The following is a 24,181-nucleotide window of genomic DNA, read 5'->3' on the forward strand; positions in this document are numbered from 1 at the left end:
GCTGACGTGTCGTACGTAGGCCCAGACTTCGAACCGCCCCGACCCCGCCGTTCCCGGCGAGGTCCGCTCACCGTCGCGCTCGCCGCGCTCGTACCCGGCGCACTGGCCGGATACCTGGTGTGGCAGGCCGTGGGAGACGACTCGGGGGGCGGGTCCGACCGGGCCGTCTCCCCGGCCTCGTCCTCCGCGCCCGGCTCCGACTCCCCTTCCGCGCCGGCGTCCGCCTCCACGAAGGACGACGGCAAGCCGAGTAGGTCCTCGGCACCCCCCTCGTCCTCCTCCTCGCCCTCGTCCTCGAAGCCCGCCGCGTCCGGCTCCCTCAAGGGCAAGGTCATCGTCATCGACCCGGGGCACAACCCCGACAACTTCCAGCATGCGTCCGAGATCAACCGCAAGGTGAACATCGGAACGAACTGGAAAGAGTGCGACACCACCGGCACGTCGACCAACGCGGGTTACACGGAAGCCCGGTTCACCCTCGACGTCGCGCACCGGATGCGGGCCATCCTCGAAAAGCAGGGCGCCACGGTGAAGTTGACCCAGGACGGCGACCGCTCCTTCGGCCCCTGCGTCGACGAGCGCGCCCGTATCGGCAACGCGGCGCACGCGGACGCGGTCGTCTCCCTGCACGCCGACGGATCGGCGGCCGGCAACCGCGGCTTCCACGTGATCCTTCCGGCATCCGTGCACGCGGGGGCCGCCGACACCCGCCCGATCGTCTCCGCCTCCCGCGACCTCGGCGAGCACATCGCCGGCCTGTTCGTCCGCGAGACGGGCAGCGCACCCTCCAACTACGTCGGTGACGGCACCGGACTGGTGGTCCGTAAGGATCTCGGCGGTCTCAATCTGTCAACGGTTCCGAAGGTGTTCATCGAGTGCGGCAACATGCGCGATACGAAGGACGCTGCGCTGCTCACCAGTGGCGCCTGGCGAGAGAAAGCGGCACGGGGGATCTCTGAAGGAATCGTTGGTTTCCTGCACGGGTAGTGATCTACGGTCCCAACCCGGCGGACACCCTGATCGTCCGGACGATAGTGTCGTCCGTACGATAAAGGGCCACCCCCCGTGCTTCACACCGAGTCCCGACAACGGCACCATGTTCGGCGACACGGCGTACTGCGATGCCTCACCGACGACGAGACGACTGACGAAGGACCTGAAGTGAATATCCGCTCCCTCACTCGAGGCGACGGCGTGGTGATCGGAGCAGCGGTGTTGCTCTTCATCGCGTCTTTCCTGCACCTCTACTCCGTTTCCGGGTACAGCCTGGACACGAACGCCTGGGACAACCTCGGTTACGGCCTCGGCGTCTACATGGGCGGGGTCGTCGGCGCCGCCCTGATCGTGATCAACCGGTGCCTGCCGCAGCCGCGCAAGGTGCTCGGGCTCGACCTGGGCGCGGTCGGCGTGGCGTTCACGGTTCTCGTCGCGTGGACCCTGTTCTGGTCGCTCGTGGACGTCGGCCAAGGCGCGAGCGCCGCCGCAGGTCTCATCCTCGGCTTCATCGCCGCCCTCGTCCTGGCCGGCGCGGCCGTCGCGACCCCGCTCGTCCCCGCCCTCCAGGCCGCCCTCACGGGTGCCCCGACGGCGATCGCCCCGGCGCCCTACGGCGGTCAGCCGCAGGGCGGTTACGGCTACCCGGGCGCCTCGCAGCCCGGTCAGCCCGGCCAGCAGCCCTACGGCGCCCAGCCCTCCCAGCCCTCCCAGCCCACGCAGCCGTTCGGCGGACAGCCGAGCCAGCCGTCGGCTCCGCAGACGCAGTCGCCGGCCCAGGACTTCTCGCCGTTCTGGTTCGCCGTCCCGGTCGCCCGGCCGCTCTTCTCGGAGGACGGCGCCTCGTCGCCGATCGCCGAACTGGCGCCGGGCACCTGGTACCTGGCCGTCGAGCAGCGTGGTGCGACCATCGTGGCGCAGACCCAGGACGGCCGTCGTGGTGTGCTGCAGGACACCTCGGGGATCCAGCGCGGCTGATCCGCTCCTCGTTCTCGCGACGGCCCCTCGCCCTTTCCGGCGAGGGGCCGTTGTCGTACAGTCGCAGCACGCCAGGAACTGACGGATCGTCAGAATTCTGCTTCTGGAGGTGCCATGCGGCTCGGTCTCGCGCTCGGCTACTGGGGGCGCGGTCCCTCGGCGGACCATGTGCCGCTCGCCCAGGAGGCGGAGCGGCTCGGCTATCACTCGGTGTGGACCGCGGAGTCCTGGGGCTCGGACGCGTTCACCCCGCTCACCTGGATCGCCGCGCGGACCACGCGCATCCGGCTCGGCACGGCCGTCGCGCAGATGGCCGCCCGCTCCCCCACCACGACCGCGATGCACGCGCTCACGCTCGACCATCTCTCCGGCGGGCGCATGATGCTCGGCCTCGGCCTGTCGGGGCCCCAGGTCGTCGAGGGCTGGTACGGACGGCCGTTCCCGAAGTCGCCGCTGACCGCGACCCGGGAGTACGTCGACGTCGTACGCCAGGTCCTGCGGCGCAAGGGACCGGTCGAGCTGGACGGCCGCTTCCACTCCCACCCGTACCGGGGTGCCGACGGCACGGGGCTCGGCAAGGCGCTGAAGCCGATCACGCATCCGCTGCGGGCCGAACTGCCGCTCCTGCTCGGCGCCGAGGGGCCGAAGAACATCGCGCAGACGACCCGGATCGCCGACGGCTGGCTGCCGCTGTACTGGTCGCCGACCCGTCCTCAGGCGTACGAGGCCTCGCTCACCGACCTGCCCGAGGGCTTCCTCGTCGCGCCGATGGCCCGTGCGCACGTCTGTGACGACGTCGCCGAAGGGCTGCTGCCGGTCAAGGCGATGCTCGGCTTCTACATCGGCGGGATGGGGCACGCGGCCCGCAACTTCCACGCCGATCTGATGGCCCGGATGGGCTTCGGGGAAGAGGCCCGCAGGATCCAGCGGCTGTTCCTGGAAGGACGCCGGGAAGAGGCCGTCCTGGCCGTCCCCGACGCCTTCGCGGACGAGATCTCCCTCGTCGGACCGCGTGAACGCATCGCCGAGCGACTGGAGTCGTGGCGCAAGGGCCCGGTGACCGACCTGCTGGTGCTGTCCCCGGATCCCCGCACCCTGCGCGTGCTGGCCGAGCTGAACTCCTAGGGAGGGTACGGCCGTTCCCTCCCGCTTCGGCCCGCCCCGGGCCCGGCGGCCGTGCCACCCTGCGGGAGCCGTTCGGGTTTCATCCGGGAACGACGGGCAATCCGCTGGTCATGTCCCCTAGATATCGCAACGGTTCGAATCAGGCGGGGACGGTCATCGCGATCGTCGCGGACGTCATGGCCGTCATCCTCGGTCTCTGGATCCTGATGTATCTGCTCGACGCCAATCGTGGCAACGACCTCGTGCAGTTCATCCACAACACCGCGGCCTGGCTCGCCGGCTGGTCGCGCGACCTGTTCACCTTCGACAAGGAGTGGGCGCGTGTCGTCGCGGGCTACGGTCTCGCCGCCGTCGTCTATCTGTTCATCGGCCACGCGGTGGCCAACCGCATCCACCGTCACTGACCGGCACCGAAACGGCCGGGAACACCCGAAGAGTCCTAAGAGTTCAACGAGTTCGAAGAATCCGGAGCGTCCGGACGGTCCGAGAAACGGGGACCGTCCGGACCTTCAGCGGGTCGGCGTGCAGCAGTCGGGATCCAGGCCGGCCGGCAGACGCTCGCCGCCGAACACCGCGCAGGTGGGCTCGTCGCCGCCCAGTGCGGCGACCGCGAGGAGCAGGGAACCCGCCGTCCAGGTGGTGAGCTCCTCGGGCCAGACGGCCCGGTCCTCGAAGACGTAGCCCGTCCAGTACAGACCGGACTGCGGATCGCGCAGGTGCTGGATGGACTGGAGGATCTCCAGGGCACGGTCCGACTCACCCATCACCCAGAGCGCCAGGGCGAGTTCGGCCGATTCGCCGCCGGTCACCCACGGGTTGGGAACCACGCAGCGCACCCCGAGACCGGGCACCACGAAGCGGTCCCAGCCCTCCTCTATGCGGGACTTGGCCTCGGCGCCCGTCAACGCGCCCCCGAGCACCGGGTAGTACCAGTCCATGGAGTAGCGGTCCTTGTCGAGGAACCGCTCCGGGTGCAGCCGGATGGCGTGCCGCAGCGCGCCGACGGCCAGCTCCCAGTCGGGCTGCGGCTCTTCGCGCTGCTCGGCGACGGCGAGGGCGCAGCGCAGCGCGTGGTGGACCGACGAACTCCCGGTCAGCAGCGCGTCGTCGACCGGCGTTCCGTCGTCCTCGCGCTTCCAGCCGATCTGTCCGCCGGGCTGCTGGAGCCGCAGCACGAACTCCACGGCCGCGTAGACGGCGGGCCACATGCGGTCCAGGAAGACGTCGTCGCCGGTCGCCAGGTAGTGGTGCCAGACACCCACCGCGATGTACGCGCAGAAGTTGGTCTCACGGCCGCGGTCGGTGACGTCCTCGAAGTCCCCGTCGGCGTAGGCCGCGTACCAGGACCCGTCCTCGTTCTGGTGCCGTGCCAGCCACTCGTAGGCCCGCTCGGCGGCCTCGTGCTCGCCGGCCGCGTCGAGTGCCATGGCGGCCTCGGTGTGGTCCCACGGGTCGAGGTGGTGGCCGCGGAACCACGGGATGGCTCCGTCGGGGCGCTGCACCGCGAGGATCCCGCGCACCGTGGCGGCGGCCTCCTCCGCGGTGAGGACCCCGGGCAGGACGAGGTGTTCGGTCCGCCGGGGAGTGGTCACGTGGCGTCCGCCTCGGAAGCGGCCTGCGCGGAGTCCGACGTGCCGGCGAGCGCCGGCAGGTGGGGCTTGGTCGCGTACGCCACGAAGCTCTTGCCGATCAGCGGGTTCAGCGCCTGCTCGACGACCCGGGTGGCCAGCGGCTTCTTCATGATGTCCCAGACCAGCAGCTTGTGGTACGCCCGCACGGGCAGCGCCTTGTCGTTGTCGACGCCGAACGCGCACTTCAGCCACCAGTACGGCGAGTGCAGCGCGTGCGCGTGGTGCGAGCCGTAGGGCCGCAGACCGGCCTCGCGGATCTTCCCGAGCAGTTCGTCCGCCTTGTAGATGCGGATGTGGCCGCCCTCGACCTCGTGGTAGGCGTCGGACAGTGCCCAGCAGACCTTCTCCGGGCCGTAGCGCGGCACGGTGATGGCGATGCGTCCGCCCGGCTTGAGCACGCGGACCATCTCGGCGAGGACGCCCTTGTCGTCGGGGATGTGCTCCATGACCTCGGAGATGATCACGACGTCGAAGGACTCGTCGGGGAAGGGCAGCGCGAGCGCGTCGCCTTCCATGGCCGTCGCGGTGGCCCCGGCGGGCGCCTCCCCGGCCTCCTTCATCGCCGCGAACCACTTCGCGACCTCGCGGATCTCCTCGCCGTTCTGGTCCAGCGCCACGACCTGCGCGCCGCGCCGGTAGCACTCGAACGCGTGCCGGCCGGCACCGCATCCGAGGTCCAGGACGCGGTCGCCGGGGGCGAGCGGGAACCGGGAGAAGTCGACGGTCAGCACGTGGCCCTGCTTTCGCGGTTGGCTGCAACTAGTTCTACGGCGGCGGGAGTGGCTTCCGCGGCCTCGGCGCGGTCGGGTCCCGGGGTCGCCGGGGAGCCGCCGCGCCCGTCGGTGCCCGCGGCGGCCGCGCGCGAGCGGAGCCGGGACGCGGGGAGGGCCATCGCCGCACGGTAGTGGGCCACCGTGCCCTCGGCCGCCTTGGCCCAGGTGAAGCGCGCGAGGACGCGCTCGCGCCCGGCGGCGCCGAGCCGTGCCCGCAGCGCGGGGTCGCCGAGGAGCCGGCCGAGGGCCGCCGCCAGCGCTCCCGGGTCGCCCGGCGGAACCGCGAGGCAGGTCTCGCCGTCGGGGCCCGCGACCTCCGGGATCGCTCCGCCGGTGGTGGCCACCAGCGGTGTCCCGGTGGCCATGGCCTCGGCGGCGGGCAGCGAGAAGCCCTCGTACAGGGAGGGCACGCAGGCGACCTCGGCCGAGCGGACGAGGTCGACGAGTTCGGCGTCGGAGATGCCCTTGACGAACTCGACGGCGCCGTCGAGGCCGTACCGCTCGATGGCCTGGGCGACCGGGCCGTCCTCGGCGCGCTTGCCGACGACGACGAGGTGCGCGCCCGGGTGTTCGGTCCGCAGCTTCGCGAGCGCCTCGACGAGGAACACCAGACCCTTGAGGGGTACGTCGGCGCTGGACGTGGTGACGATGCGGCCCGGCACCTGGGGCACGGACGGATCCGGCGAGAAGAGGTCGGTGTCCGCGCCGATGTGGACGACGTGGATGCGCTCCTGCTCGACCCTCAGGTGGTCGACGATCTCCTGACGGGAGGTTCCGGAGACGGTGAGCACGGACGGCAGGCGGCGCGCGACGCGCTTCTGCATGCGGGTGAAGGCGTACCAGCGGCGGACGGAGGCGCGTCGCTGCCAGCCCTCGGCGGCGTCCAGTTCGAGCTGCCGGTCGACGGTGATGGGGTGATGGATGGTGGTGACCAGCGGGGCGCCGACGTCCCCGAGGAGGCCGTAGCCGAGGGTCTGGTTGTCGTGGACGACGTCGAACTCGCCGCGCCGGGCCCGCAGATGACGGCGGGCGCGCAGCGAGAAGGTCAGCGGCTCGGGGAAGCCGCCGGTCCACATCGTGCCGACCTCGAGGGCGTCGATCCAGTCGCGGTACTCGTCGCGCCCGGGGGTGCGGAAGGGATCGGGCTGGCGGTACAGGTCCAGGCTGGGCAGCTCGGTGAGACTCAGGGCGGGCAGGCCCTCGTCGAGCACGGGGTAAGGCTGGGAGCCGATGACCTCGACGCGGTGCCCGAGGCGGGCGAGTTCGCGGGAGAGATGCCGTACATAGACACCCTGGCCGCCGCAGAACGGGTTTCCCTTGTACGTGAGGAGCGCGATGCGCAGGGGTCGGTCCCTGTCGGCTGCCGCGCCCTTCCCGGGGTCCGCCTCCATGGCCTCAGCGGTCACTTCCGGTCCCCTTCTCCCTGCACTTTCCCGCGAGATTACGCCGGGACGCTAATCTAGAACAAGTTTCAGACTTGATCGTTCACGGAGCACTGAATCTACCGGCAGGTAGCGCCGCTGTGAGCGGTGGATCAGGTGATTCACGCCACGACCGGGCGGCTGGATCGCCTGGTTCACCCGGTGGTGTCACGCCCTGCCGGGCCGGCTCGTCGCTCCCCCTCGCTGATGTCACGGAACGGACCCATGCCTGCGGAAGCCAAGGCGGACTCGAACAACGCGCGACCGGCGCCGGGGGCCAGCACGCCCGCCGCGTCCTCCGGCGGCGCGCACAGCCGGCCGCACTCCATCGCGCATCCCGCCTCTCCGCCGCTCACCCAGCGGCAGGAGGCGCGCCGCCGCCGGATCCTGCACGCGAGCGCGCAGCTCGCCAGCCGGGGCGGTTTCGACGCCGTGCAGATGCGCGAGGTCGCGGAGTCGTCGCAGGTCGCTCTCGGCACCTTGTACCGCTACTTCCCCTCGAAGGTGCATCTGCTGGTCGCCACGATGCAGGACCAGCTCGAGCACATGCACGGCACGCTGCGCAAGAAGCCTCCGGCCGGGGACACGGCCGCCGAGCGGGTGGCGGAGACCCTGATGCGGGCGTTCCGCGCCCTCCAGCGGGAGCCGCACCTGGCCGACGCGATGGTCCGCGCGCTCACTTTCGCGGACCGCAGTGTCAGTCCCGAGGTCGACCAGGTCTCGCGGCAGACCACGGTGATCATCCTGGACGCGATGGGCCTCGACGACCCGACGCCGGACCAGCTCTCCGCCGTCCGGGTCATCGAGCACACCTGGCATTCGGCCCTGATCACCTGGCTCTCGGGCCGTGCCTCGATCGCCCAGGTCAAGATAGACATCGAGACGGTCTGCCGCCTGATCGACCTGACCGGCCCGGACGACCGGTAACTCCGGTACGAACGGAAGCACCCGTACGAGGAGGAGCGCCGGAAGGAACGGGTGCGCCCGTGCCAACGGAGTCGCCGGAACGAACGGGTGCGCCCGTGCCAACGGGAACGCCGGCACGAACGGGTGCTGGTGTGCCGCTCCTAGCCCACCCGCTCCAGGCCGCTCCAGCTCCGGCCGATCGCCGTCTCTGCCGCCCAGCGCTCCAGCAGCCGTCGCGCCTCCGGCTCCGGGGCCGCGAGCGACACCGCCTGGGCGCCCTCCTGCTGATGGGTGCCCTCGCTGCAGCAGGCGCACAGGACGCGTACGGCACTGGCGGGCTCGGCGCCGAAGCCGTGCTCGGTGAACAGGGCGAGCAGGGCTTCCAGGTCCCCCGCCTCGCCGGCGGCGACCGTCACCTCCAGGGTCGGCAGCGGCGAGGGCTCGAAGAGCGTGAGCTCGTCGAACACCGGGTACGCCGTGCCCTCGTAGACCCGTTCGCCCTTGGGTTCGCCGTCGTGCACGACGATCTCGCCGTACCGCCGCCCGCCCGTGACGGGCACGTTCATCACGCGCCCCCGGGTCGGGCACAACCGCTCGATCCACACGACCTCCCGCTCCCCGTCGGTGTCCAGCCGTACGCACGCGGCGCCGAAGCGGCCCGCGATCTCGCCCTCCCCCTCGGGGATCTCGATGCCGAAGCCGGCCCAGGCGTCGCGGGCCGTCGCCCAGTCCCGCAGGATCGTGGCGGCGATGCCGAGGTTCCAGTACGCGGGATCGCCCTCGCCGCGCGGGGAGCGGGCCGCCGCCGCCCGTCCGAGGTCGAGGGCCTTGTCCCAGTTCCGCAGGAACTTGTGGGCGAGCGCGGCGTCGTACCACCACACCGCGCTCGGCTCCTCGTCGGGGAACCGCGCCAGAACTCGCTCGTAGAGGTCGGCGGAGCGCTGCCACTCCTCGGCCTCCCACGCCGCCGCCGCTTCCTCGATCAGCTTCCTGGCCTCGGACTTCTGCACGCTTCCCGCCCCGGTCGATCCGTCGAAAGCCGGAGGATATCCGGGGCGGCGGACCATCCCCGTGCCCGGCGGCCTATTCCTCCGGCGGGAACACCGGCTCGCCGCCGGCCAGCAGCGAGATCATGACCGCCTCCACCGGGCAGCCCTCGGCCGCTTCGAGGATCCTCTCGTTGGCGTCGGTCTCAGGCTCGACGGGGTGGGACTGCATGCCGGCGTCGAGGCGGAAGGCGTCCGGGGCGAGGTGGACGCACTGGGCCGAGCCGATGCAGACGGAACGGTCGACCTCGACCTGCCAGCGGTCACCCATCCTCAGGCCTCCCAGCCGGCCGGCAGGTGGATCATCTTGTGCTCCAGGAACTCCCCGTACCCCTCGGGCCCGAACTCCCGCCCCAGACCCGAGTTCTTGTAGCCGCCGAAGGGGCCCAGCATGTCGAGGCTGAAGGTGTTCACGGAGTAGGTGCCGGTACGGACCTGTCGGGCGATGTCGATGCCATGGGCGACGTCCGCCGTCCAGACGCTGCCGCTCAGCCCGTAGTCGGAGTCGTTGGCGATCTTCACGGCCTCGGCCTCGTCGCCGTAGGGGAGCAGACAGATCACCGGGCCGAAGATCTCCTCCCGGGCGATGCGCATGGTGTTGTCGACGTCCCCGAACAGGGTGGGCTCGACGTACCAGCCGCGGTCGAGACCCTGCGGACGGCCGCCGCCGGCCAGGATCTTGGCGCCCTCCTCCTGGCCGATGCGGATGTAGTCGAGGTTGCGCCGCTGCTGCCGCTCCGCGACGAGCGGGCCGACCTGGGTGGCCGGGTCGAGCGGGTCGCCGACGACCAGCGCGTTCGCCGCCGTGGCGAAGGCGTCCGCGAACTCGTCGTAGCGCGAGCGGGGCACGAGGATGCGGGTCTGGGCCACGCAGGCCTGGCCGTTGTTCATCCAGGCCGCCGAGACGATCCCGGGGACCGCGGTGGCGAGGTCCGCGTCGGGCAGCACCACGGCCGCCGACTTGCCTCCCAACTCAAGTGTCACGCGGGTGAGATGACGTGCGGCGACCTCCATGACCCGCTTGCCGGCGGCGACCGAGCCGGTGAAGGAGACCTTGTCGACGCCGGGGTGTCCGACCAGGTACTCGCTGACCTCACGGTCGGCCGGGAGGATCGACAGCACCCCTTCGGGCAGTCCGGCCTCCTTCGCGATCTCCCCGAGCAGATAGGCGTCCAGCGGCGATTCGGGCGACGGCTTCAGCACGACGGTGCAGCCGGTCAGCAGCGCGGGCGCGAGCTTGGCCGCCGCGACGAACTGCGGGACGTTCCAGGGCACCACGGCCGCCACCACGCCCACTGGCTCGCGGCGGACGAGGAGTTTGCCGAGGACCCCGTCGCGGCTCTCCTCGTACGTGTAGCCGCGCGCGACCGTGATCGCCGCGTCCCACACCATCATCGCGCCGAGGGCCTGCGCGAGGACGCTCCAGGAGTACGGGGAGCCGTTCTCCGAGGAGATGACCCGGGCGATCTCCTCGTGGCGTACGGCGATGGCGTCCTTGATCCGGGTCACGACCGCGATCCGCTCGTCGAGGCTCGTCCGCGGCCAGGGCCCCTCGTCGAACGCCCGGCGCGCGGCGGCGACGGCGCGGTCGACGTCCGCCGTCGAGGCGTGCGGCACCCGGCCGATGACCTCCTCGGTGTGCGGCGAGATCACCTCGATGACGTCCTTGCCGAGCGGGTCGGTCAACTCCCCGCCGATGAACAGCTGTCCGTGTTCCACGAGCTCGGTCATGGCCGACTGCCTCCCAAGGACGCTCTCTGTCACTGATTCTGACGCTTCATCAGATACGAGAACTGATACCAGTTCTCGTCGGATGAGTCCACGGCACGGACACCGCGACGGGCCGCCGTCCGCGCGGACACACCAGTCGACTTGGGCTCCCATTGGAACCCGTTCTAGTTATAGTGGCGGGAATCGGCGATGGGTGGGAACGCATGACGCACGTGACCGATCACGGCGGGGGCGTACGGTCGATCAGGGTCCCCATCCCGGACAACCCGCTCGGCCACACGCTGGTGTATCTGGTCGACACCGACGCGGGCCCCGTGCTCGTCGACACCGGCTGGGACGACCCGGCCTCCTGGGACACCCTCGCCGAGGGGATCACCGGCTGCGGAACCTCGGTCACGGAGATCCACGGCGTGGTCATCACCCACCACCACCCCGACCACCACGGCCTGTCGGGCCGGGTCCGGGAGGCGTCCGGCGCCTGGATCGCGATGCACGCCGCCGACGCGGCGATCGTCCGGCGCACCCGCGAGACCCGGCCGGAGGGCTGGTTCGCCTACATGGCCGCCAAGCTGACCGCCTGCGGCGCCCCGGAGGACCATGTCGCCCCGCTCCGCGAGGCACCCCGCGCGCTCCGCCGCCCCAGCACCCTGCCCGGCTTCTCCCCCGCGCTGCCCGACCGCGAGATCGTCCCCGGCGAACTCCTGCCCCTGCCCGGCCGCCGGCTGCGCGCCGTCTGGACCCCCGGCCACACTCCCGGACACGTGTGCCTCCACCTGGAGGAAGCCCACCCGGACCGGCTGCCCGGCAACGGACGCCTGTTCTCCGGCGACCACCTGCTGCCGAGGATCACCCCGCACATCGGCCTCTACGAGGACCCGGACACCCACGGGCGCCCTCCCTACGCCAACGGCATCGAGGGCCTCGGGGAGATCGCCGATCCGCTCGGCGACTACCTCGACTCCCTGGAGCGCGTCGGCCGCCTCGGCCCCGCCGAGGTGCTTCCGGCTCACCAGCACGTGTTCACCGACGCCCCCTCCCGGGTCGCCGAGCTGCTCGCGCACCACGAGGAGCGGCTCACCGGCCTGCTCGCCCTGCTCTCCGTACCGCTCACGCCCTGGCAGCTCGCCGAGCGCATGGAGTGGAACCGCCCCTGGGCCGACATCCCCTACGGATCACGGAACATCGCGGTCTCCGAGGCCGAGGCCCACATCCGCCGCCTGGTGAAACTGGGACGGGCGGAGGCGGTACCCGGCAGCGACCCCGTGACGTACGCGGCGGTGTGACGCCGCCGGACGACACCCGCGTCCGCGCCCGCCAACACCTCAGCCCAACAGCTCCCGTATCAACTCGTCCGCCTCGCCGAGGAGTTCAACCTCCCGCGTGCTCATCGTCGGGTTGGCCGCACGGCGCCGGCCCGACTCCACGAGCCCCGCCTCGGTCACCTGGTCCTCGTTCCCGTCGAGCAGCGCCTCCAGCGTCTCGGCGGCCACGTCCCCGATCGCCTCGCCGCCGACGGCGACCTGAGCGAGGATCACGGCGGACATCGCCCAGTCGAGACCGGGCGGCCCCTCCTCGGCGTTGGACCAGTCGATGACCTTCGGCCCGTCCGGGGTGAGCATCACGTTGTCGGGGTGCAGGTCCAGATGAAGGACACGGACTCCGGGATCGTCCGAGAGCCGGGCGGGCACGGCGTGCAGCTTGCGCAGCAGCCTGGCCAGGGTCAGGCCCGCCTCCGGGGCGGAGAGCAGGCCCTGCCCGAAGGCCTCCAGCATGGTCGGCCCCGACAGCCGCTCCATCACCAGGTCCCCGCGGGTCGCGGCCCGCACACCCGGCACCGGATAGCCGTGCGAGCGCACGTGCTGCATCACCGCCGCCTCGGCCGTCGCGTCGCCCCAGCCCGCGCGGTCCCGCCGCAGCACCCACGCCTCGTCGATCTCGTAGACGTCCGCCGAACGCCCCGAGCCGAGCAGTCTCCCCGTTCGCATGCGCCCGAACCTAGCGGATGTCGCCCAGGTCACTCCGAGCCAGTGCCGCACGCGACAGTCGGCGGCGTCGGACCGGCCGGTAGAGTGTGCGCGTCGTCATCACACCCGTACGAGGAGAAGCCGGTGCAAATCCGGCGCTGACCCGCAACCGTGAGCCACTTCGGTGGTGAGCCGGATCGCCTCGCCCGGGACGTGACCGGCTCGTGCCCTCGGCAGCCCGCCGACGGCCGGCACCGTCGAGGGATACGGAGCCGGAGCCGCCCGGATACCTCCGTGTGCCCGGTGCTGCCCGGCTCCCCGCAGGGAGAGTCATGTCTGTTCGCCGCACCGCAGCGGTACTGGCCGCCACCGCCGTCCTCGGGGCGGTGATCGCCCCGGCCGCCTCCGCCGCCGACTCGTCCCCGTCCCCGTCGCCCTCGGTGGCACTCCCCTCGGGCCTGTTCGGCTCCGCCGACCCGACCTACGACGGCGTCTGGCGCCAGTCGCTCGCGCTGCTCGCCCAGCACACCGTCGGGGTGAAGCCCGCCGTCAAGGCCGTGGACTGGCTGACCGGTCAGCAGTGTGCGAACGGCGCCTTCGCCGCGTACCGCGCCGACGCGACCGCCGCGTGCGACGCGAAGACGCAGGTCGACACCAACAGCACCGCGGCCGCCGTCCAGGCGCTCGGCGCCCTCGGCGGGCACGACGACGCCACCGGCCGGGCCGTCACCTGGCTCAAGTCCGTCCAGAACAAGGACGGCGGCTGGGGCTACATGGCCGGCGGGGCCAGCGACACCAACTCGACGTCCGTCGTGATCGGCGCGCTCAAGGCGGTCGACAAGAAGCCCCAGAGCGTCACCAAGGACGGCAAGTCCCCGTACGACGTGCTGGTGAAGCTGTCGAAGGTCTGCGGCGGAGACGGCGGCGGCGCCTTCGCCTACCAGCCCGACAAGACCGGCAAGCTGGTGGCGAACGCGGACGCGACCGCGGCGGGCGTGATCGCGAGCCTCGGCAAGGGATTCGTGGCGGAGCCCGGCCTCCAGCCGTACGACCTCACGGACTGCGTGATCGCCGGGACGCCCAACCGGACGGACGCCGGTTCGAACGGCGCCGACTACCTGGCCAGGTCGCTCGCGAAGACCCCCTACCTGAAGTCCGCGCTCCCGGGCGCCAAGGACCAGCCCGACTACGGCAACACGGCGGACGCGGTCGTGGCCCTGTCGGCCGACGGCGCGACGAAGCTCGTGAAGGAGCCGCTCGCCTGGCTGGAGAAGAACTCCGCGGACTGGGCGGCCAAGTCCGGCCCCGCCGCGTACGCGCAGCTCATCTTCGCCGCGCACGCCACCGGCACCGACCCCCGCGACTTCGGCGGCAAGGACCTCGTCGCGCAGCTCAACGCCACGGGCCCCGCCCCGGCCGCGGCCGGCGCCTCGGCGAGCCCGAGCGAGAAGAAGAACGACGAGAAGAAGGACGACGGCAACGGGCTCGGCGTCTGGTGGATCATCGGCGTCGGCCTGGTCGCGGGCATCGGCATCGGCTTCCTGATCAGCGGCCGCAACAAGAAGCGCCAGCCGTGACCGGCCGTCGGACGGCCGCGCCCGCTCTGGCCCTCGCGCTGACCCTCCTGCTCCTCGTCCTCGGTGGCGCGGGGCAGGCCCGGGCCGTCGGCTACCGCTACTGGTCCTTCTGGGACCTGACCGGCGGAAAGTGGACGTACGCCACCCAGGGCCCGTCGACCGCGCGGCCGTCCGACGGCGACGTCCAGGGCTTCCGCTTCGCGGTGAGCGAGGACTCCCGGCACGCCGTACAGCCGCGCGGGGAGCGGGCGTTCGCCGCGATATGCGCCAAGACGCCCGCGCGGCACGGCAAGAAGCGGGTGGCCCTGGTCATCGACCCGGGCACGGCCGCCGACGCGCCGTCCGGCGAACGTCCGCCGTCCGCGCGCACCGCCTGCGCCCAGGTCGCCCCCGACGCGAGCACGGCTGAAGCCCTGGCCGAGGTCGCCGCCCCCCTGCGCTACGACACCAACGCCCTCCTCTGCGCCATCACCGGCTATCCGCGTACGGGCTGCGGCGAGCCGGTCGCGGCCGGCGGACCGACCGCGTCCGCCCGCCCGGGCGCCTCCGCGCCGGCCCACCAGGGCCCCTCGGTGGGCCTGTTGGCGGGGGCTGCCGCGGTGGCCGTGCTGGGCGCGGCGGCCGTCTGGCAGGCCCGCCGGCGCAAGGGCTAGGCACAGCTCATGACGAAGGCCGACCGCCCCACCACCCCGAAGCGGTGGGGCTCCCGCCTGCCCGAACGCCACCGGGAACCCGACGTCCCGGGCCCCCGCCGCATCGACCAGGACACGACCGAGTCGGGGACACCGCAGACCCCGAACCCGGCAGGATCACCACCGCCCGCAAGCCCGGCGAAGTCATCGCCGAGCAACAGCCGTACCGAATCGCCCCCGCGCACCGGCCCGGCAGGATCAACGCCGTCCGCGAGCCCGGCGGAATCGTCGCCGAGCGACAGCCGTACCGAATCCCCACCGCGCACCGGCCCGGCAGGATCATCACCGCCCGCCGCCCCTGCTGAGCCGGCGTCGGACTCCCGCACCCGCACCCGCCCTGCTCTCCGTCCCCGTCCCCGTCCCCGTCCTCGCCCTCTCCCCCGTACCCTCGCCCCCGCGGCGACCCGCGCCAACGCGCTGCATCCCGGGGCCTGGTGGGTCTGGGCCCTGGGCCTCGGCACGGCCGCCTCGCGCACCACCAACCCGCTTCTGCTGGCGCTGCTCATGGCGGTGGCGGGCTTCGTGGTGGCCACCCACCGCACCGACGCCCCCTGGGCCCGTTCCTACACCGCGTTCGTGAAGCTGGCGGCGGCCGTCCTCGTCATCCGGCTGGCCTTCGCCGTCTTTCTCGGCTCCCCGATCCCCGGCACGCACGTGATCGTCACACTCCCCGAGATCCCCCTCCCGCACTGGGCGCAGGGGGTGCGCGTCGGCGGCCGGGTCACCGCCGAGGGCCTGCTCTTCGCGCTCTACGACGGCCTGAAGCTGGCCGCCCTCCTCGTCTGCGTCGGCGCGGCCAACGCCCTGGCGAACCCGGCACGGCTGCTCAAGTCGCTGCCGGGAGCGCTGTACGAGGCAGGCGTCGCGGTGGTCGTCGCGCTGACCTTCGCGCCGCATCTGATCGCCGACGTCCAGCGGCTGCGCGCCGCGCGCAGGCTCCGCGGCCGCCCCGACCGGGGGCTGCGCGGCCTGCTGCACGTCGGACTCCCCGTCCTGGAGGGCGCCTTGGAGCGTTCGGTCGCGCTGGCGGCGGCGATGGACTCACGCGGGTACGGGCGTACGGCACAGGTCCCGGCCGCCGTACGCCGGACCACCGGAGCCCTCACCCTGGGCGGCCTGCTCGGCGTCTGCGCCGGCACGTACGGACTGCTGACCGCGGCGGGCGACAGCTACGGCCTTCCGGTCCTGCTGGCCGGGCTCGGCGCGGCGCTCGGCGGCCTGTGGCTGGGCGGCCGCCGCTCACCGCGGACGCGGTACCGGCCGGACCTCTGGGGCGTCCGGGCCTGGCTGGTCGCCGGGTCGGGCGTGGCGGTCGCGGCCCTGATGATCGTGGCCGCCTCCCAGGACCCCGCCGCGCTGCGCCCCGGCGTCATCCCCCTGGTCGCCCCCGACCTCCCGCTCCGGCCGGCGGCGGCGATCCTGCTCGGCCTGCTCCCCGCCTTCACGGCCCCGGCCCCGGCCCCCCGGCGAACCCCCGCACCTGCCCCTGAGGAGTCACCGTGATCCGCTTCGAGGATGTCTCCGTGACGTACGCCGGAGCGGCCGAACCCTCCGTCCGGGGCGTGGACTTCGAGGTGCCCGAGGGCGAACTGGTGCTGCTGGTCGGCCCGTCCGGGGTCGGCAAGTCGACGGTGCTGGGCGCGGTGAGCGGACTGGTCCCGCACTTCACGGGCGGAACGCTGCGCGGCCGGGTCACCGTCGCGGGGCGGGACACCCGTACCCACAAGCCGCGCGAACTCGCGGACGTGGTCGGCACGGTGGGACAGGACCCGCTCTCCCACTTCGTGACGGACACGGTGGAGGACGAACTCGCCTACGGCATGGAGTCGCTGGGCCTCGCGCCGGCCGTGATGCGCCGCCGGGTCGAGGAGACCCTCGACCTGCTCTCGCTGGCCGACCTCCGCGACCGCCCGATCGCCACCCTGTCCGGCGGCCAGCAGCAGCGGGTCGCGATCGGTTCCGTGCTCACCCCGCACCCGCGGGTCCTGGTCCTGGACGAGCCCACCTCGGCCCTGGACCCCGGCGCCGCCGAGGAGGTCCTCGCCGTCCTGCAGCGCCTGGTCCACGACCTCGGCACCACGGTCCTGATGGCCGAGCACCGCCTGGAACGTGTCGTCCAGTACGCCGACCGGCTCGCCCTCCTGCCCGCGCCGGGAGCACCGCTGACGCTCGGCGCCCCGGCCGAGATCATGGCGGTCTCCCCGGTGTGCCCGCCGGTGGTGGAGCTCGGCCGCCTGGCCGGCTGGTCCCCGCTCCCCCTGACCGTGCGCGACGCGCGACGCCGGTCGGGAGCACTGCGCGAACGCCTCACCACCACGCCCCCGCCCCCGGCCGAACCCGCCGCCGTCCACCGTCCCCTGCCACCGGCACCGGCACGCCCAGCCACACCCCGTTCCGCGTTCTCCCGTCTCCTCCGTGGTCGCGGCCATGGTTCCTCGGCCGCCCCGCTGCTGCCACCGTCGGCGGTGGCCGTCATCGAATCGCTGGCGGTCCGGCGCGGACGCGTCGAGGCGCTGCGGCGAGTCGATCTGACCGTGGGACCGGGCGAGACCATCGCGCTGATGGGCCGCAACGGCGCCGGGAAGTCGACGCTGCTCGGAGCGCTGGTCGGGCTCGTCGAACCGGCCGCCGGATCCGTCCGCGTCGGCGGGGCGGCACCGCATCACATGGCGCCGCGTGACCTCGTACGCCGTGTGGGACTCGTACCGCAGGAGCCGCGGGACCTGCTGTACGCGGACACGGTGGCCGCAGAGTGCGCGGCGGCCGACGAGGACGCCGGGGCCGCCACCGGAACCTGCCGGGCGCTGGTGTCCGAGCTGCTGCCGGACATCGCGGACGACACGCATCCCCGCGATCTGTCGGAGGGGCAGCGGCTGGCGCTGGCGCTGGCCGTCGTCCTCACGGCCCGCCCTCCGTTGCTGCTCCTCGACGAGCCGACCCGCGGCCTCGACTACGCGGCCAAGGCCCGGCTGGTCTCCGTGCTGCGCGGACTGGCCGCCGAGGGGCACGCCATTGTGCTGGCCACCCATGACGTGGAACTCGCCGCCGAGCTCGCCGACCGTGTGGTGATCCTCGCGGACGGTGAGGTCGTCGCCGACGGTCCCACCGCCGAGGTGGTCGTCGCGTCCCCGTCGTTCGCCCCGCAGGTCGCCAAGATCCTGGCCCCCGAGCCATGGCTCACCGTCGCCCAGGTCGGAAGGGCCCTCGCATGACCACCGCCGACGCGTCCACCCCCCGCCGCCGGCCCCAGCCCCAGGCCCGGGCCGTCCGTCTCGGCCCGCGTTCCGTCGCCGCCCTGGTCCTGGTCAGCGCGACCGGAGCGGCCGGATTCGCCTGGCCGCTCTTCGCGGGTCCCGGTTCGCAGGTCAGCGCGCACGCCCAGGACGCGCCCTGGCTGTTCGCGGGGCTCCTCGTCCTGCTGGTCGCGGTGGTCGCGGCGACGATCTCCGAGTCGGGCCTCGGCCCGAAGGCGGTCGCCATGCTCGGCGTGCTGGCCGCGACCGGCGCCGCGCTGCGCCCGATCGGGGCCGGGACCGCCGGCATCGAGCCGATGTTCTTCCTGATGGTGCTGAGCGGCCGGGTGCTCGGGCCGGGTTTCGGCTACGTCCTCGGGTCCGTGACCATGTTCGCGTCGGCGCTGCTGACCGGCGGGGTGGGGCCCTGGATGCCGTTCCAGATGCTGGCCATGGGCTGGTTCACGATGGGGGCCGGGCTCCTGCCGGGCCCGGACCGGCTGCGCGGCCGCGCGGAGCTCCTGATGCTCGCCGGGTACGGCTTCGTCGCCGCCTTCGCGTACGGCACCGTCATGAACCTGGCCGGCTGGCCCTTCATGGACGCGCTGGCCTCGAACATCGCCTTCGACCCGCACGCCGCCGTACCCGCCAACCTCGCCCGTTTCGTCGCGTACTGCCTGGCCACCTCCCTCGGCTGGGACCTGGGGCGGGCGGTCGTCACCGTCGTCTTGACCCTGACGATCGGCCCGACCCTCCTCAAGGCACTGCGCCGGGCCACGCGCCGGGCGGCTTTCGAGAGCCCGGTCACGTTCGACCCCCGGTGATCCGCGACCCACGTCACATCGCCCGTCAGCACCGCGTGGCCTCCCCCGCACCGTCCGTCAGGGGCGGGGTGAACCGGCCCACAGGGCGCAGGTCACATACGAGGCGCCCTAGTAGATCAAAGCGCATGGCATGCCCCCACCAATCCACCCCCTGACCTGCGGCTTGAGAGCCACATCACACACCACACTTTCCCCTCGGATGCGACCACAACTAGTAAAAAGGGTCATTGCGGACAGGCTCGGATCCTGTTTGTCTTGAGGACGTCGCCAGGCGCCACGAGCCCTCACGGGCCGCGGCGCCGACGTACGCCGCTCCTTCCACACACCACGTGGTCACGGCGCACCAGCGACTCCATGTCCCCGAGGAAACAGGTTCTCCGTGTCCGTCTCCGTCATCCGCCGCATCGTCGCTTCCCCGAAGAAGGCCCTCGCCGGTACCGCCGTGGCCGCCGCCACCGCCGGTATGGTCCTGGCCGCGGCGCCCGCCCAGGCCGCCACGCCGACGAGCGCCTCCGCCGCGAAGTCGATCGCGCACACGATGATTCCGGACGCCTCGCAGTTCAACGCCTTCAGCAAGATCGTCGAGCACGAGAGCGGCTGGAACGTCAGCGCCACCAACTCGTCCTCCGGTGCGTACGGCCTGGTCCAGGCTCTGCCCGGTTCGAAGATGGCCTCCGCCGGCTCCGACTGGAAGACCAACCCCAAGACCCAGATCAAGTGGGGTCTGGACTACATGAACTCCCGCTACGGCAGCCCGGCCGGCGCCTGGGGCTTCTGGCAGGCCAACGGCTGGTACTGATCAGCCCAGCACACACAAGGCGGCACCCCGTTCCGGGGCTGCCGCCTTCGTCGTACCCGGCCCGGGGCAGCACCACGATGCACCCGCAGCCGGCGACGCACCGTCGGGGCCGTGCCGGTACATCGATGCCCGTCGCCACCGACGCCCACCCCTCACCCAACGGCGACGGGCTGATGCACCGGCACGGCCCCGACCCACCACCGGCCGCTGGCCGGTACACCCACCGGCAGGACCCGGACACGGGCTGCTGCCCCCCGTTCACCCCCGCCGCAATATGCGCAGATCCCCCGCGTCGGGGTCGCCGAAGAGGACGAAGAGTTCCGGCTGGGTGCCGGTGCCGCCGATGGTCCAGTAGGTGTCGTGGCCGCAGTCGCCGACGCGGACGACGACGCCGTCCCGCCGCTCGGAGTCGGGCCCGTCGGCGTACGGGTCGTAGCGGCCCGCGGTGTCGAGGAACCACGTGCCGGCGCCGTCGCAGCGGGTGAACTCCTTGGTGGCCACGTCCCCGAACTCGGGCTGGGCGGGCACGGACGAGAGCTCGGCCCCGCCGCCGGCGCGCAGCCGCAGCACCGCCCCGTGATCACCGCGCCAGACGCCGGTGAGCCGGTCGGCGCCGAGCTTCGGGGGCTCGTACTCCTGGATGAGCCCCGTGGCCAGGCCCACGGTGCCCGCCGTCACGACCAGAACGCACGCCCCGAGGGCCACGAGCGCCGAGCGGAGCCAGACGCGCCCGCGGTCCGGCGGTGGTCCGCCGGACCGTGCGCGCCACCGCGCCCCGGCGGCCGCCAGGACGGGCGGGACACCGGACACGGCGAGCAGCAGGGCGCCTGTGGGGCCGAGGCCGAGGAGGAGGACCGCGAGCACGGTCCAGAAGGCGCCGAGGAGCAGGACGAAGCCCAGGTGCCAGGCGCCCTCGGGGCCGGGTGCGCGGCGGCGCGCGAGACGGGCGAGCGTGGTCGCCGGCATGGTGAACGTCACCGCGTGCAGCAGGCCCAGGGCCGCGAGCAGGGGCGGCCCGAAGACCAGCACGCACAGCAGCCCGACGGCGGCGAACCCGCCGCCGAGGCCCGCGCCGTGGTCGTCGTCGTCGAACGTGCCGACCCACCGGACGACGAGCGCGACCGCGAGCTGCGCCGCGCAGACCGCGGCGGCGAGATGCACCTCCGCGCCGGTCCATGCCGACCAGGGGCGCGTGAGCCTCCCGGAGTTCGCCGACCTCATGAGGCGAAAGATACGCGGGCGAAACACGGTGCGCCGCGAGGGGGTTGTCTCCGTCCGCCCCGCCGGGGCAACCGTCGCGGCCCCCCGCACCACCGTGCCGCGGGCCTCGCGAGCCCCTTCCTATCTGACAGTCCGTCAGCTTCAATGGTGGATGTGATGGGACACGCAGGGATGGCGGCCGCCGCCGTCCGCTACCTCAGGTCGGCCGGGGCCCCCACCGTCGCGGGGCCCGTCGAGGCGTTGCCGCGCCCGGATCTGCGCGCGGTCCGCGAGGACGAACGGGCGCCGGTCGATCCGGCCCGGTTCCGTCATGTACTGGGCCACTTCGCGACCGGCGTGACCGTCGTGACGGCGCCTGCCGCGAACGCCGGGGATCCGGCGGGCCCGGCCGGCTTCGCCTGCCAGTCGTTCGCCTCGCTCTCCCTGGACCCTCCGCTGATCTGCTTCATGGTCGGCCGTACGTCCACGACGTGGCCGCGCATAGCCCGCGCCGGCGTCTTCTGCGTCAACGTACTCGGCGCGCACCAGGGCGACTTGTGCCGCGGCTTCGCGGTGAGCGGTGCGGACAAGTTCGCCGGGGTGGTCCACGACGCCGCTCCGGTGTCCGGCTCCCCCCGCCTCGCGGGCGCAGCGGCCTGGATCGACTGCACGGTCCACGCGGTGCACACGGGCGGGGACCACCTCATCGTGGTGGGCCGGGTGGACGCCCTCGGCGCGAGCGACGACGTACCGCCGCTGCTCTTCCACAAGGGCAGGTTCCTCACCTGAGACCCCTCGCCCAAGCCCCCCGCCCCGAAGCCCGTCACCCGAGCCGGCTCAGGCGGCAGCCGGTCCCACCGCAGGCACCCCCGCCGCCCCCGGGCCCGGCCCCGCCACCCGACGCCGACGGATGACCAGGGCCATCAGCGCGGCCGCCGCGCACAGCGCACCCGAGGCGTACCAGACCACGTCGTACGAGCCGAAGCGGTCGCGTGCGACACCGCCGAGGAAGGCGACGAGCGCGGCGCCGACCTGGTGGGAGGCGAGCACCCAGCCGAAGACGATGGCGCTGTCCTCGCCGTACTGCTCGCGGCACAGGGCCAGGGTGGGCGGGACGGTGGCGACCCAGTCAAGGCCGTAGAAGACGATGAAGAAGATCATCGGCGGGTGCACGGTGGAGGCCAGGAGCATCGGGAGGAACAGCAGCGAGATACCGCGCAGGGCGTAGTACACGGCCAGCAGGCGGCGCGGCTCGAAGCGGTCGGTGAACCAGCCGGAGGCGATCGTGCCGACGACGTCGAAGACGCCGATGACCGCGAGGAGCGAGGCGGCCGCGGTGATGGGCATGCCGTGGTCGTGGGCCGCGGGCACGAAGTGCGTCTGGACCAGGCCGTTCGTCGAGGCGCCGCAGATCGCGAACGTCCCGGCCAGCAGCCAGAAGGGGCCGGTGCGGACGGCGGAGAGCAGTACGGTCACCGCGCGCCGGGCGGCACCGCGCACCGGCTCGGGCTTGGGCACGAACTCCGTCGCCCCGTACGGCATCTGGCCCACGTCGGCCGGGTGGTCCCGCAGCAGCAGCCAGACGAAGGGGACGACCGCGAGGGCGGCGAGGGACACGGTCACCGCGGCCGGGCGCCAGTCGTGCTCCGTGACGATCCAGGACAGCAGCGGCAGGAAGATGAGCTGGCCCGAGGCCGAGGCGGCCGTCAGGATGCCGGTGACCAGGCCCTTGCGTCCGGTGAACCAGCGGTTGGTGACCGTGGCCGCGAAGGCGAGTGCCATCGAACCGGACCCCAGGCCCACCAGCAGGCCCCAGCACAGCAGCAGTTGCCAGGCCGCCGTCATCCACACCGTCAGCCCCGAGCCGACCGCGATCACGGTGAGGGCGACGGCCACCACGCGCCGGATGCCGAAGCGGTCCATGAGCGCCGCCGCGAACGGCGCCGTCAGTCCGTACAGCGCGAGGTTGATCGACACGGCCGCGCCGATCGTGCCGCGCGACCAGTGGAACTCCTCGTGCAGCGGGTCGATCAGCAGTCCGGGAAGCGACCGGAAGGCGGCCGCGCCGATGATCGTCACGAAGGTGACGGCGGCGACGAACCAGGCGCGGTGGATGCGATGGGAGGGGGTCGGGCGGACGGGCCGGGCGTCCTCCGGGACCTGCGCGGCTTCGGTTGTCTGGGTCACGCCATAGAGCTTCGGGGAACGGGCACCGGTGAACCACTGGCCCGAGAGACAGCATTCGCTAGGATCGGGCCATGGCCCTTCCGGATACGTTGCCTCCGCACCGCGTCGTCGTCCTCGCCCTCGACGGCCTGCTGCCCTTCGAGCTGGGCATTCCGCAGCGCATCTTCGGCAAGGCACGGGACACGGACGGGCGGCCGCTGTACGAGGTGGTCACCTGCTCGGTCCGGCCGCCGGGCCCGGTCGAGACGGACGCGGACTTCTCGGTCCTCGTGGGCAACGGGCCCGAGGCGCTGGCCGGCGCCGACACCGTCGTCGTCCCGGCCTCGTACGAGCTCGGGCCCGTGCAGCGGGAGGGCATCCTGACCCCGGAGCTGGCGGCCGCCCTCGCGCACATCCGCCCCGGCACCCGTCTCGTCTCCATCTGCACCGGCAGCTACGTCCTCGCCGCCGCCGGCTATCTCGACGGCCGCCCCGCCACCACGCACTGGATGCACGCCGAGCACTTCCAGCGGCTCTTCCCGCGGATCGACGTCGACGCGGACGTTCTCTTCGTCGACGACGGAGACGTCCTCACCTCGGCCGGGGTCGCGGCCGGGATCGACCTGTGCCTGCACCTCGTACGCCGCGACCACGGCGCCGCCGTCGCCAACGAGGTGGCCCGCCGGACCGTCGTACCGCCGCACCGCGACGGCGGCCAGGCGCAGTACATCCAGCGCCCGGTCCCGGAGGCGCGCTCGGCGGGCACGACCGCCGCACGTGCCTGGGCGCTCGGCCGCCTCCACGAGCCGATCCAGCTTCGCGACATGGCCGAGCAGGAGTCCATGTCCGTGCGCACCTTCACCCGGCGCTTCCGTGAGGAGGTCGGCGTCAGCCCCGGCCAGTGGCTCACCCGGCAGCGCGTGGAGCACGCCCGCCATCTCCTGGAGTCCAGCGACCTGTCCATCGACCACGTGGCCCGCGACGCCGGCTTCGGCACGGCCCAGTCGATGCGCCAGCACCTCCAGGCGACCCTCGGCGTCACCCCGACCACCTACCGGCGCACCTTCAGATCCGGCACCCCCGCGGACCGCTGACCCCCGGACGTGCGGCCCCGGACCCCTC

23 protein-coding genes are annotated in these 24,181 nt (G+C 72.8%); 14 read left to right on the top strand and 9 right to left on the bottom strand.

The window, feature by feature from the left end:
• Positions 1-6 precede the first annotated feature (6 nt).
• The 4 genes from ACWEBX_RS07420 to ACWEBX_RS07435 all read left to right on the top strand — a co-directional run bounded on the left by ACWEBX_RS07420 (position 7) and on the right by ACWEBX_RS07435 (position 3,500).
• Positions 7-987, top strand: a complete 981-nt coding sequence (locus ACWEBX_RS07420; RefSeq protein ID WP_451883942.1) for an N-acetylmuramoyl-L-alanine amidase — start codon at positions 7-9, stop codon at positions 985-987.
• Between the two features lie 174 nt (positions 988-1,161).
• A complete protein-coding gene (locus tag ACWEBX_RS07425; RefSeq protein WP_451883943.1) occupies positions 1,162-1,971 on the top strand; it encodes a hypothetical protein in 810 nt (269 codons plus the stop codon).
• Between the two features lie 114 nt (positions 1,972-2,085).
• Positions 2,086-3,096, top strand: a complete 1,011-nt coding sequence (locus ACWEBX_RS07430) for an LLM class F420-dependent oxidoreductase (protein WP_451883944.1) — start codon at positions 2,086-2,088, stop codon at positions 3,094-3,096.
• A 110-nt stretch (positions 3,097-3,206) separates the two neighbouring features.
• The gene (locus ACWEBX_RS07435; RefSeq protein WP_355766365.1) at positions 3,207-3,500 is read left to right on the top strand and encodes a hypothetical protein; all 294 of its coding nucleotides are present in this window, start codon (positions 3,207-3,209) and stop codon (positions 3,498-3,500) included.
• A 105-nt stretch (positions 3,501-3,605) separates the two neighbouring features.
• Here the strand turns inward: ACWEBX_RS07435 and ACWEBX_RS07440 are convergent, their stop codons facing one another.
• The 3 genes from ACWEBX_RS07440 to ACWEBX_RS07450 are packed head-to-tail and all read right to left on the bottom strand — an operon-like array spanning position 3,606 to position 6,906.
• Positions 3,606-4,688: a prenyltransferase/squalene oxidase repeat-containing protein gene (locus ACWEBX_RS07440; RefSeq protein ID WP_451883945.1), complete on the bottom strand. Its 1,083-nt coding sequence runs from the start codon at positions 4,686-4,688 to the stop codon at positions 3,606-3,608.
• On the bottom strand, positions 4,685-5,458 hold the full coding sequence (locus ACWEBX_RS07445) for a class I SAM-dependent methyltransferase (protein ID WP_451883946.1): 774 nt from the start codon (positions 5,456-5,458) through the stop codon (positions 4,685-4,687). Before ACWEBX_RS07445 ends, ACWEBX_RS07440 begins: the two co-directional genes overlap by 4 nt.
• The gene (locus tag ACWEBX_RS07450) at positions 5,452-6,906 is read right to left on the bottom strand and encodes a glycosyltransferase family 4 protein (protein ID WP_451883947.1); all 1,455 of its coding nucleotides are present in this window, start codon (positions 6,904-6,906) and stop codon (positions 5,452-5,454) included. Before ACWEBX_RS07450 ends, ACWEBX_RS07445 begins: the two co-directional genes overlap by 7 nt.
• A 240-nt stretch (positions 6,907-7,146) precedes the next feature.
• On the opposite strand from ACWEBX_RS07450, the gene ACWEBX_RS07455 reads away from it, so the two are divergent.
• Positions 7,147-7,848 (top strand): TetR family transcriptional regulator, encoded by a 702-nt coding sequence (locus ACWEBX_RS07455; RefSeq protein WP_451883948.1) that lies wholly within the window; start codon positions 7,147-7,149, stop codon positions 7,846-7,848.
• A 140-nt stretch (positions 7,849-7,988) separates the two neighbouring features.
• Here the strand turns inward: ACWEBX_RS07455 and ACWEBX_RS07460 are convergent, their stop codons facing one another.
• From ACWEBX_RS07460 to ACWEBX_RS07470, 3 genes are all read right to left on the bottom strand, one after another.
• Positions 7,989-8,837, bottom strand: a complete 849-nt coding sequence (locus ACWEBX_RS07460; RefSeq protein WP_451883949.1) for a tetratricopeptide repeat protein — start codon at positions 8,835-8,837, stop codon at positions 7,989-7,991.
• 73 nt (positions 8,838-8,910) lie between these two features.
• Positions 8,911-9,144, bottom strand: a complete 234-nt coding sequence (locus ACWEBX_RS07465) for a ferredoxin (protein ID WP_362408351.1) — start codon at positions 9,142-9,144, stop codon at positions 8,911-8,913.
• A gap of 2 nt (positions 9,145-9,146) precedes the next feature.
• Positions 9,147-10,604: an aldehyde dehydrogenase gene (locus tag ACWEBX_RS07470; RefSeq protein ID WP_451883950.1), complete on the bottom strand. Its 1,458-nt coding sequence runs from the start codon at positions 10,602-10,604 to the stop codon at positions 9,147-9,149.
• A 203-nt stretch (positions 10,605-10,807) separates the two neighbouring features.
• Here ACWEBX_RS07470 and ACWEBX_RS07475 point away from each other — a divergent pair, with 203 nt between their 5' ends.
• Positions 10,808-11,887 (top strand): MBL fold metallo-hydrolase, encoded by a 1,080-nt coding sequence (locus tag ACWEBX_RS07475; RefSeq protein ID WP_451883951.1) that lies wholly within the window; start codon positions 10,808-10,810, stop codon positions 11,885-11,887.
• A gap of 39 nt (positions 11,888-11,926) precedes the next feature.
• On the opposite strand, the gene ACWEBX_RS07480 is transcribed toward ACWEBX_RS07475, so the two are convergent.
• A complete protein-coding gene (locus tag ACWEBX_RS07480) occupies positions 11,927-12,589 on the bottom strand; it encodes a phosphotransferase (protein WP_451883952.1) in 663 nt (220 codons plus the stop codon).
• A gap of 311 nt (positions 12,590-12,900) precedes the next feature.
• Between ACWEBX_RS07480 and ACWEBX_RS07485 the strand changes: the two genes are divergently transcribed.
• From ACWEBX_RS07485 to ACWEBX_RS07510, 6 genes are all read left to right on the top strand, one after another.
• Positions 12,901-14,145 (top strand): prenyltransferase/squalene oxidase repeat-containing protein, encoded by a 1,245-nt coding sequence (locus ACWEBX_RS07485; RefSeq protein ID WP_451883953.1) that lies wholly within the window; start codon positions 12,901-12,903, stop codon positions 14,143-14,145.
• Positions 14,142-14,798 carry an SCO2322 family protein gene (locus tag ACWEBX_RS07490; RefSeq protein WP_451883954.1) on the top strand — a complete coding sequence of 219 codons (657 nt, stop codon included), beginning with the start codon at positions 14,142-14,144 and terminating at the stop codon, positions 14,796-14,798. Before ACWEBX_RS07485 ends, ACWEBX_RS07490 begins: the two co-directional genes overlap by 4 nt.
• 456 nt (positions 14,799-15,254) lie before the next feature.
• Positions 15,255-16,340 carry a CbiQ family ECF transporter T component gene (locus tag ACWEBX_RS07495; RefSeq protein WP_451883985.1) on the top strand — a complete coding sequence of 362 codons (1,086 nt, stop codon included), beginning with the start codon at positions 15,255-15,257 and terminating at the stop codon, positions 16,338-16,340.
• Complete coding sequence (locus ACWEBX_RS07500; RefSeq protein ID WP_451883955.1) at positions 16,337-18,049, top strand: ABC transporter ATP-binding protein; 1,713 nt, start codon at positions 16,337-16,339, stop codon at positions 18,047-18,049. The genes ACWEBX_RS07495 and ACWEBX_RS07500 overlap by 4 nt, the downstream gene beginning before the upstream one ends.
• Positions 18,046-18,894, top strand: coding sequence for an ECF transporter S component (locus tag ACWEBX_RS07505; RefSeq protein ID WP_451883956.1), 849 nt, complete (start codon positions 18,046-18,048; stop codon positions 18,892-18,894). The genes ACWEBX_RS07500 and ACWEBX_RS07505 overlap by 4 nt, the downstream gene beginning before the upstream one ends.
• Positions 18,895-19,273: 379 nt before the next feature.
• Positions 19,274-19,693, top strand: coding sequence for an aggregation-promoting factor C-terminal-like domain-containing protein (locus ACWEBX_RS07510; RefSeq protein ID WP_451883957.1), 420 nt, complete (start codon positions 19,274-19,276; stop codon positions 19,691-19,693).
• Positions 19,694-19,951: 258 nt separating this feature from the next.
• Here the strand turns inward: ACWEBX_RS07510 and ACWEBX_RS07515 are convergent, their stop codons facing one another.
• On the bottom strand, positions 19,952-20,914 hold the full coding sequence (locus tag ACWEBX_RS07515; RefSeq protein WP_451883958.1) for a hypothetical protein: 963 nt from the start codon (positions 20,912-20,914) through the stop codon (positions 19,952-19,954).
• A gap of 156 nt (positions 20,915-21,070) precedes the next feature.
• Between ACWEBX_RS07515 and ACWEBX_RS07520 the strand changes: the two genes are divergently transcribed.
• A complete protein-coding gene (locus tag ACWEBX_RS07520; protein WP_451883959.1) occupies positions 21,071-21,682 on the top strand; it encodes a flavin reductase family protein in 612 nt (203 codons plus the stop codon).
• Between the two features lie 48 nt (positions 21,683-21,730).
• On the opposite strand, the gene ACWEBX_RS07525 is transcribed toward ACWEBX_RS07520, so the two are convergent.
• Positions 21,731-23,080 carry an MFS transporter gene (locus ACWEBX_RS07525; RefSeq protein ID WP_451883960.1) on the bottom strand — a complete coding sequence of 450 codons (1,350 nt, stop codon included), beginning with the start codon at positions 23,078-23,080 and terminating at the stop codon, positions 21,731-21,733.
• 71 nt (positions 23,081-23,151) lie between these two features.
• On the opposite strand from ACWEBX_RS07525, the gene ACWEBX_RS07530 reads away from it, so the two are divergent.
• The gene (locus ACWEBX_RS07530; RefSeq protein WP_451883961.1) at positions 23,152-24,153 is read left to right on the top strand and encodes a GlxA family transcriptional regulator; all 1,002 of its coding nucleotides are present in this window, start codon (positions 23,152-23,154) and stop codon (positions 24,151-24,153) included.
• Positions 24,154-24,181 lie beyond the last annotated feature (28 nt).

It is taken from the genome of Streptomyces sp. NPDC005070, assembly GCF_053600395.1.

Bases quoted from the DNA above. Each gene is read 5' to 3' on its own strand.
- ACWEBX_RS07505 (WP_451883956.1), top strand. From the start codon at position 18,046: ATGACCACCGCCGACGCGTCCACCCCCCGCCGCCGGCCCCAGCCCCAG.
- ACWEBX_RS07465 (WP_362408351.1), bottom strand. From the start codon at position 9,144: ATGGGTGACCGCTGGCAGGTCGAGGTCGACCGTTCCGTCTGCATCGGC.
- ACWEBX_RS07470 (WP_451883950.1), bottom strand. From the start codon at position 10,604: ATGACCGAGCTCGTGGAACACGGACAGCTGTTCATCGGCGGGGAGTTG.
- ACWEBX_RS07480 (WP_451883952.1), bottom strand. From the start codon at position 12,589: ATGCGAACGGGGAGACTGCTCGGCTCGGGGCGTTCGGCGGACGTCTAC.
- ACWEBX_RS07520 (WP_451883959.1), top strand. From the start codon at position 21,071: ATGGGACACGCAGGGATGGCGGCCGCCGCCGTCCGCTACCTCAGGTCG.
- ACWEBX_RS07530 (WP_451883961.1), top strand. From the start codon at position 23,152: ATGGCCCTTCCGGATACGTTGCCTCCGCACCGCGTCGTCGTCCTCGCC.
- ACWEBX_RS07485 (WP_451883953.1), top strand. From the start codon at position 12,901: ATGTCTGTTCGCCGCACCGCAGCGGTACTGGCCGCCACCGCCGTCCTC.
- ACWEBX_RS07515 (WP_451883958.1), bottom strand. From the start codon at position 20,914: ATGAGGTCGGCGAACTCCGGGAGGCTCACGCGCCCCTGGTCGGCATGG.
- ACWEBX_RS07435 (WP_355766365.1), top strand. From the start codon at position 3,207: ATGTCCCCTAGATATCGCAACGGTTCGAATCAGGCGGGGACGGTCATC.
- ACWEBX_RS07430 (WP_451883944.1), top strand. From the start codon at position 2,086: ATGCGGCTCGGTCTCGCGCTCGGCTACTGGGGGCGCGGTCCCTCGGCG.
- ACWEBX_RS07475 (WP_451883951.1), top strand. From the start codon at position 10,808: ATGACGCACGTGACCGATCACGGCGGGGGCGTACGGTCGATCAGGGTC.
- ACWEBX_RS07455 (WP_451883948.1), top strand. From the start codon at position 7,147: ATGCCTGCGGAAGCCAAGGCGGACTCGAACAACGCGCGACCGGCGCCG.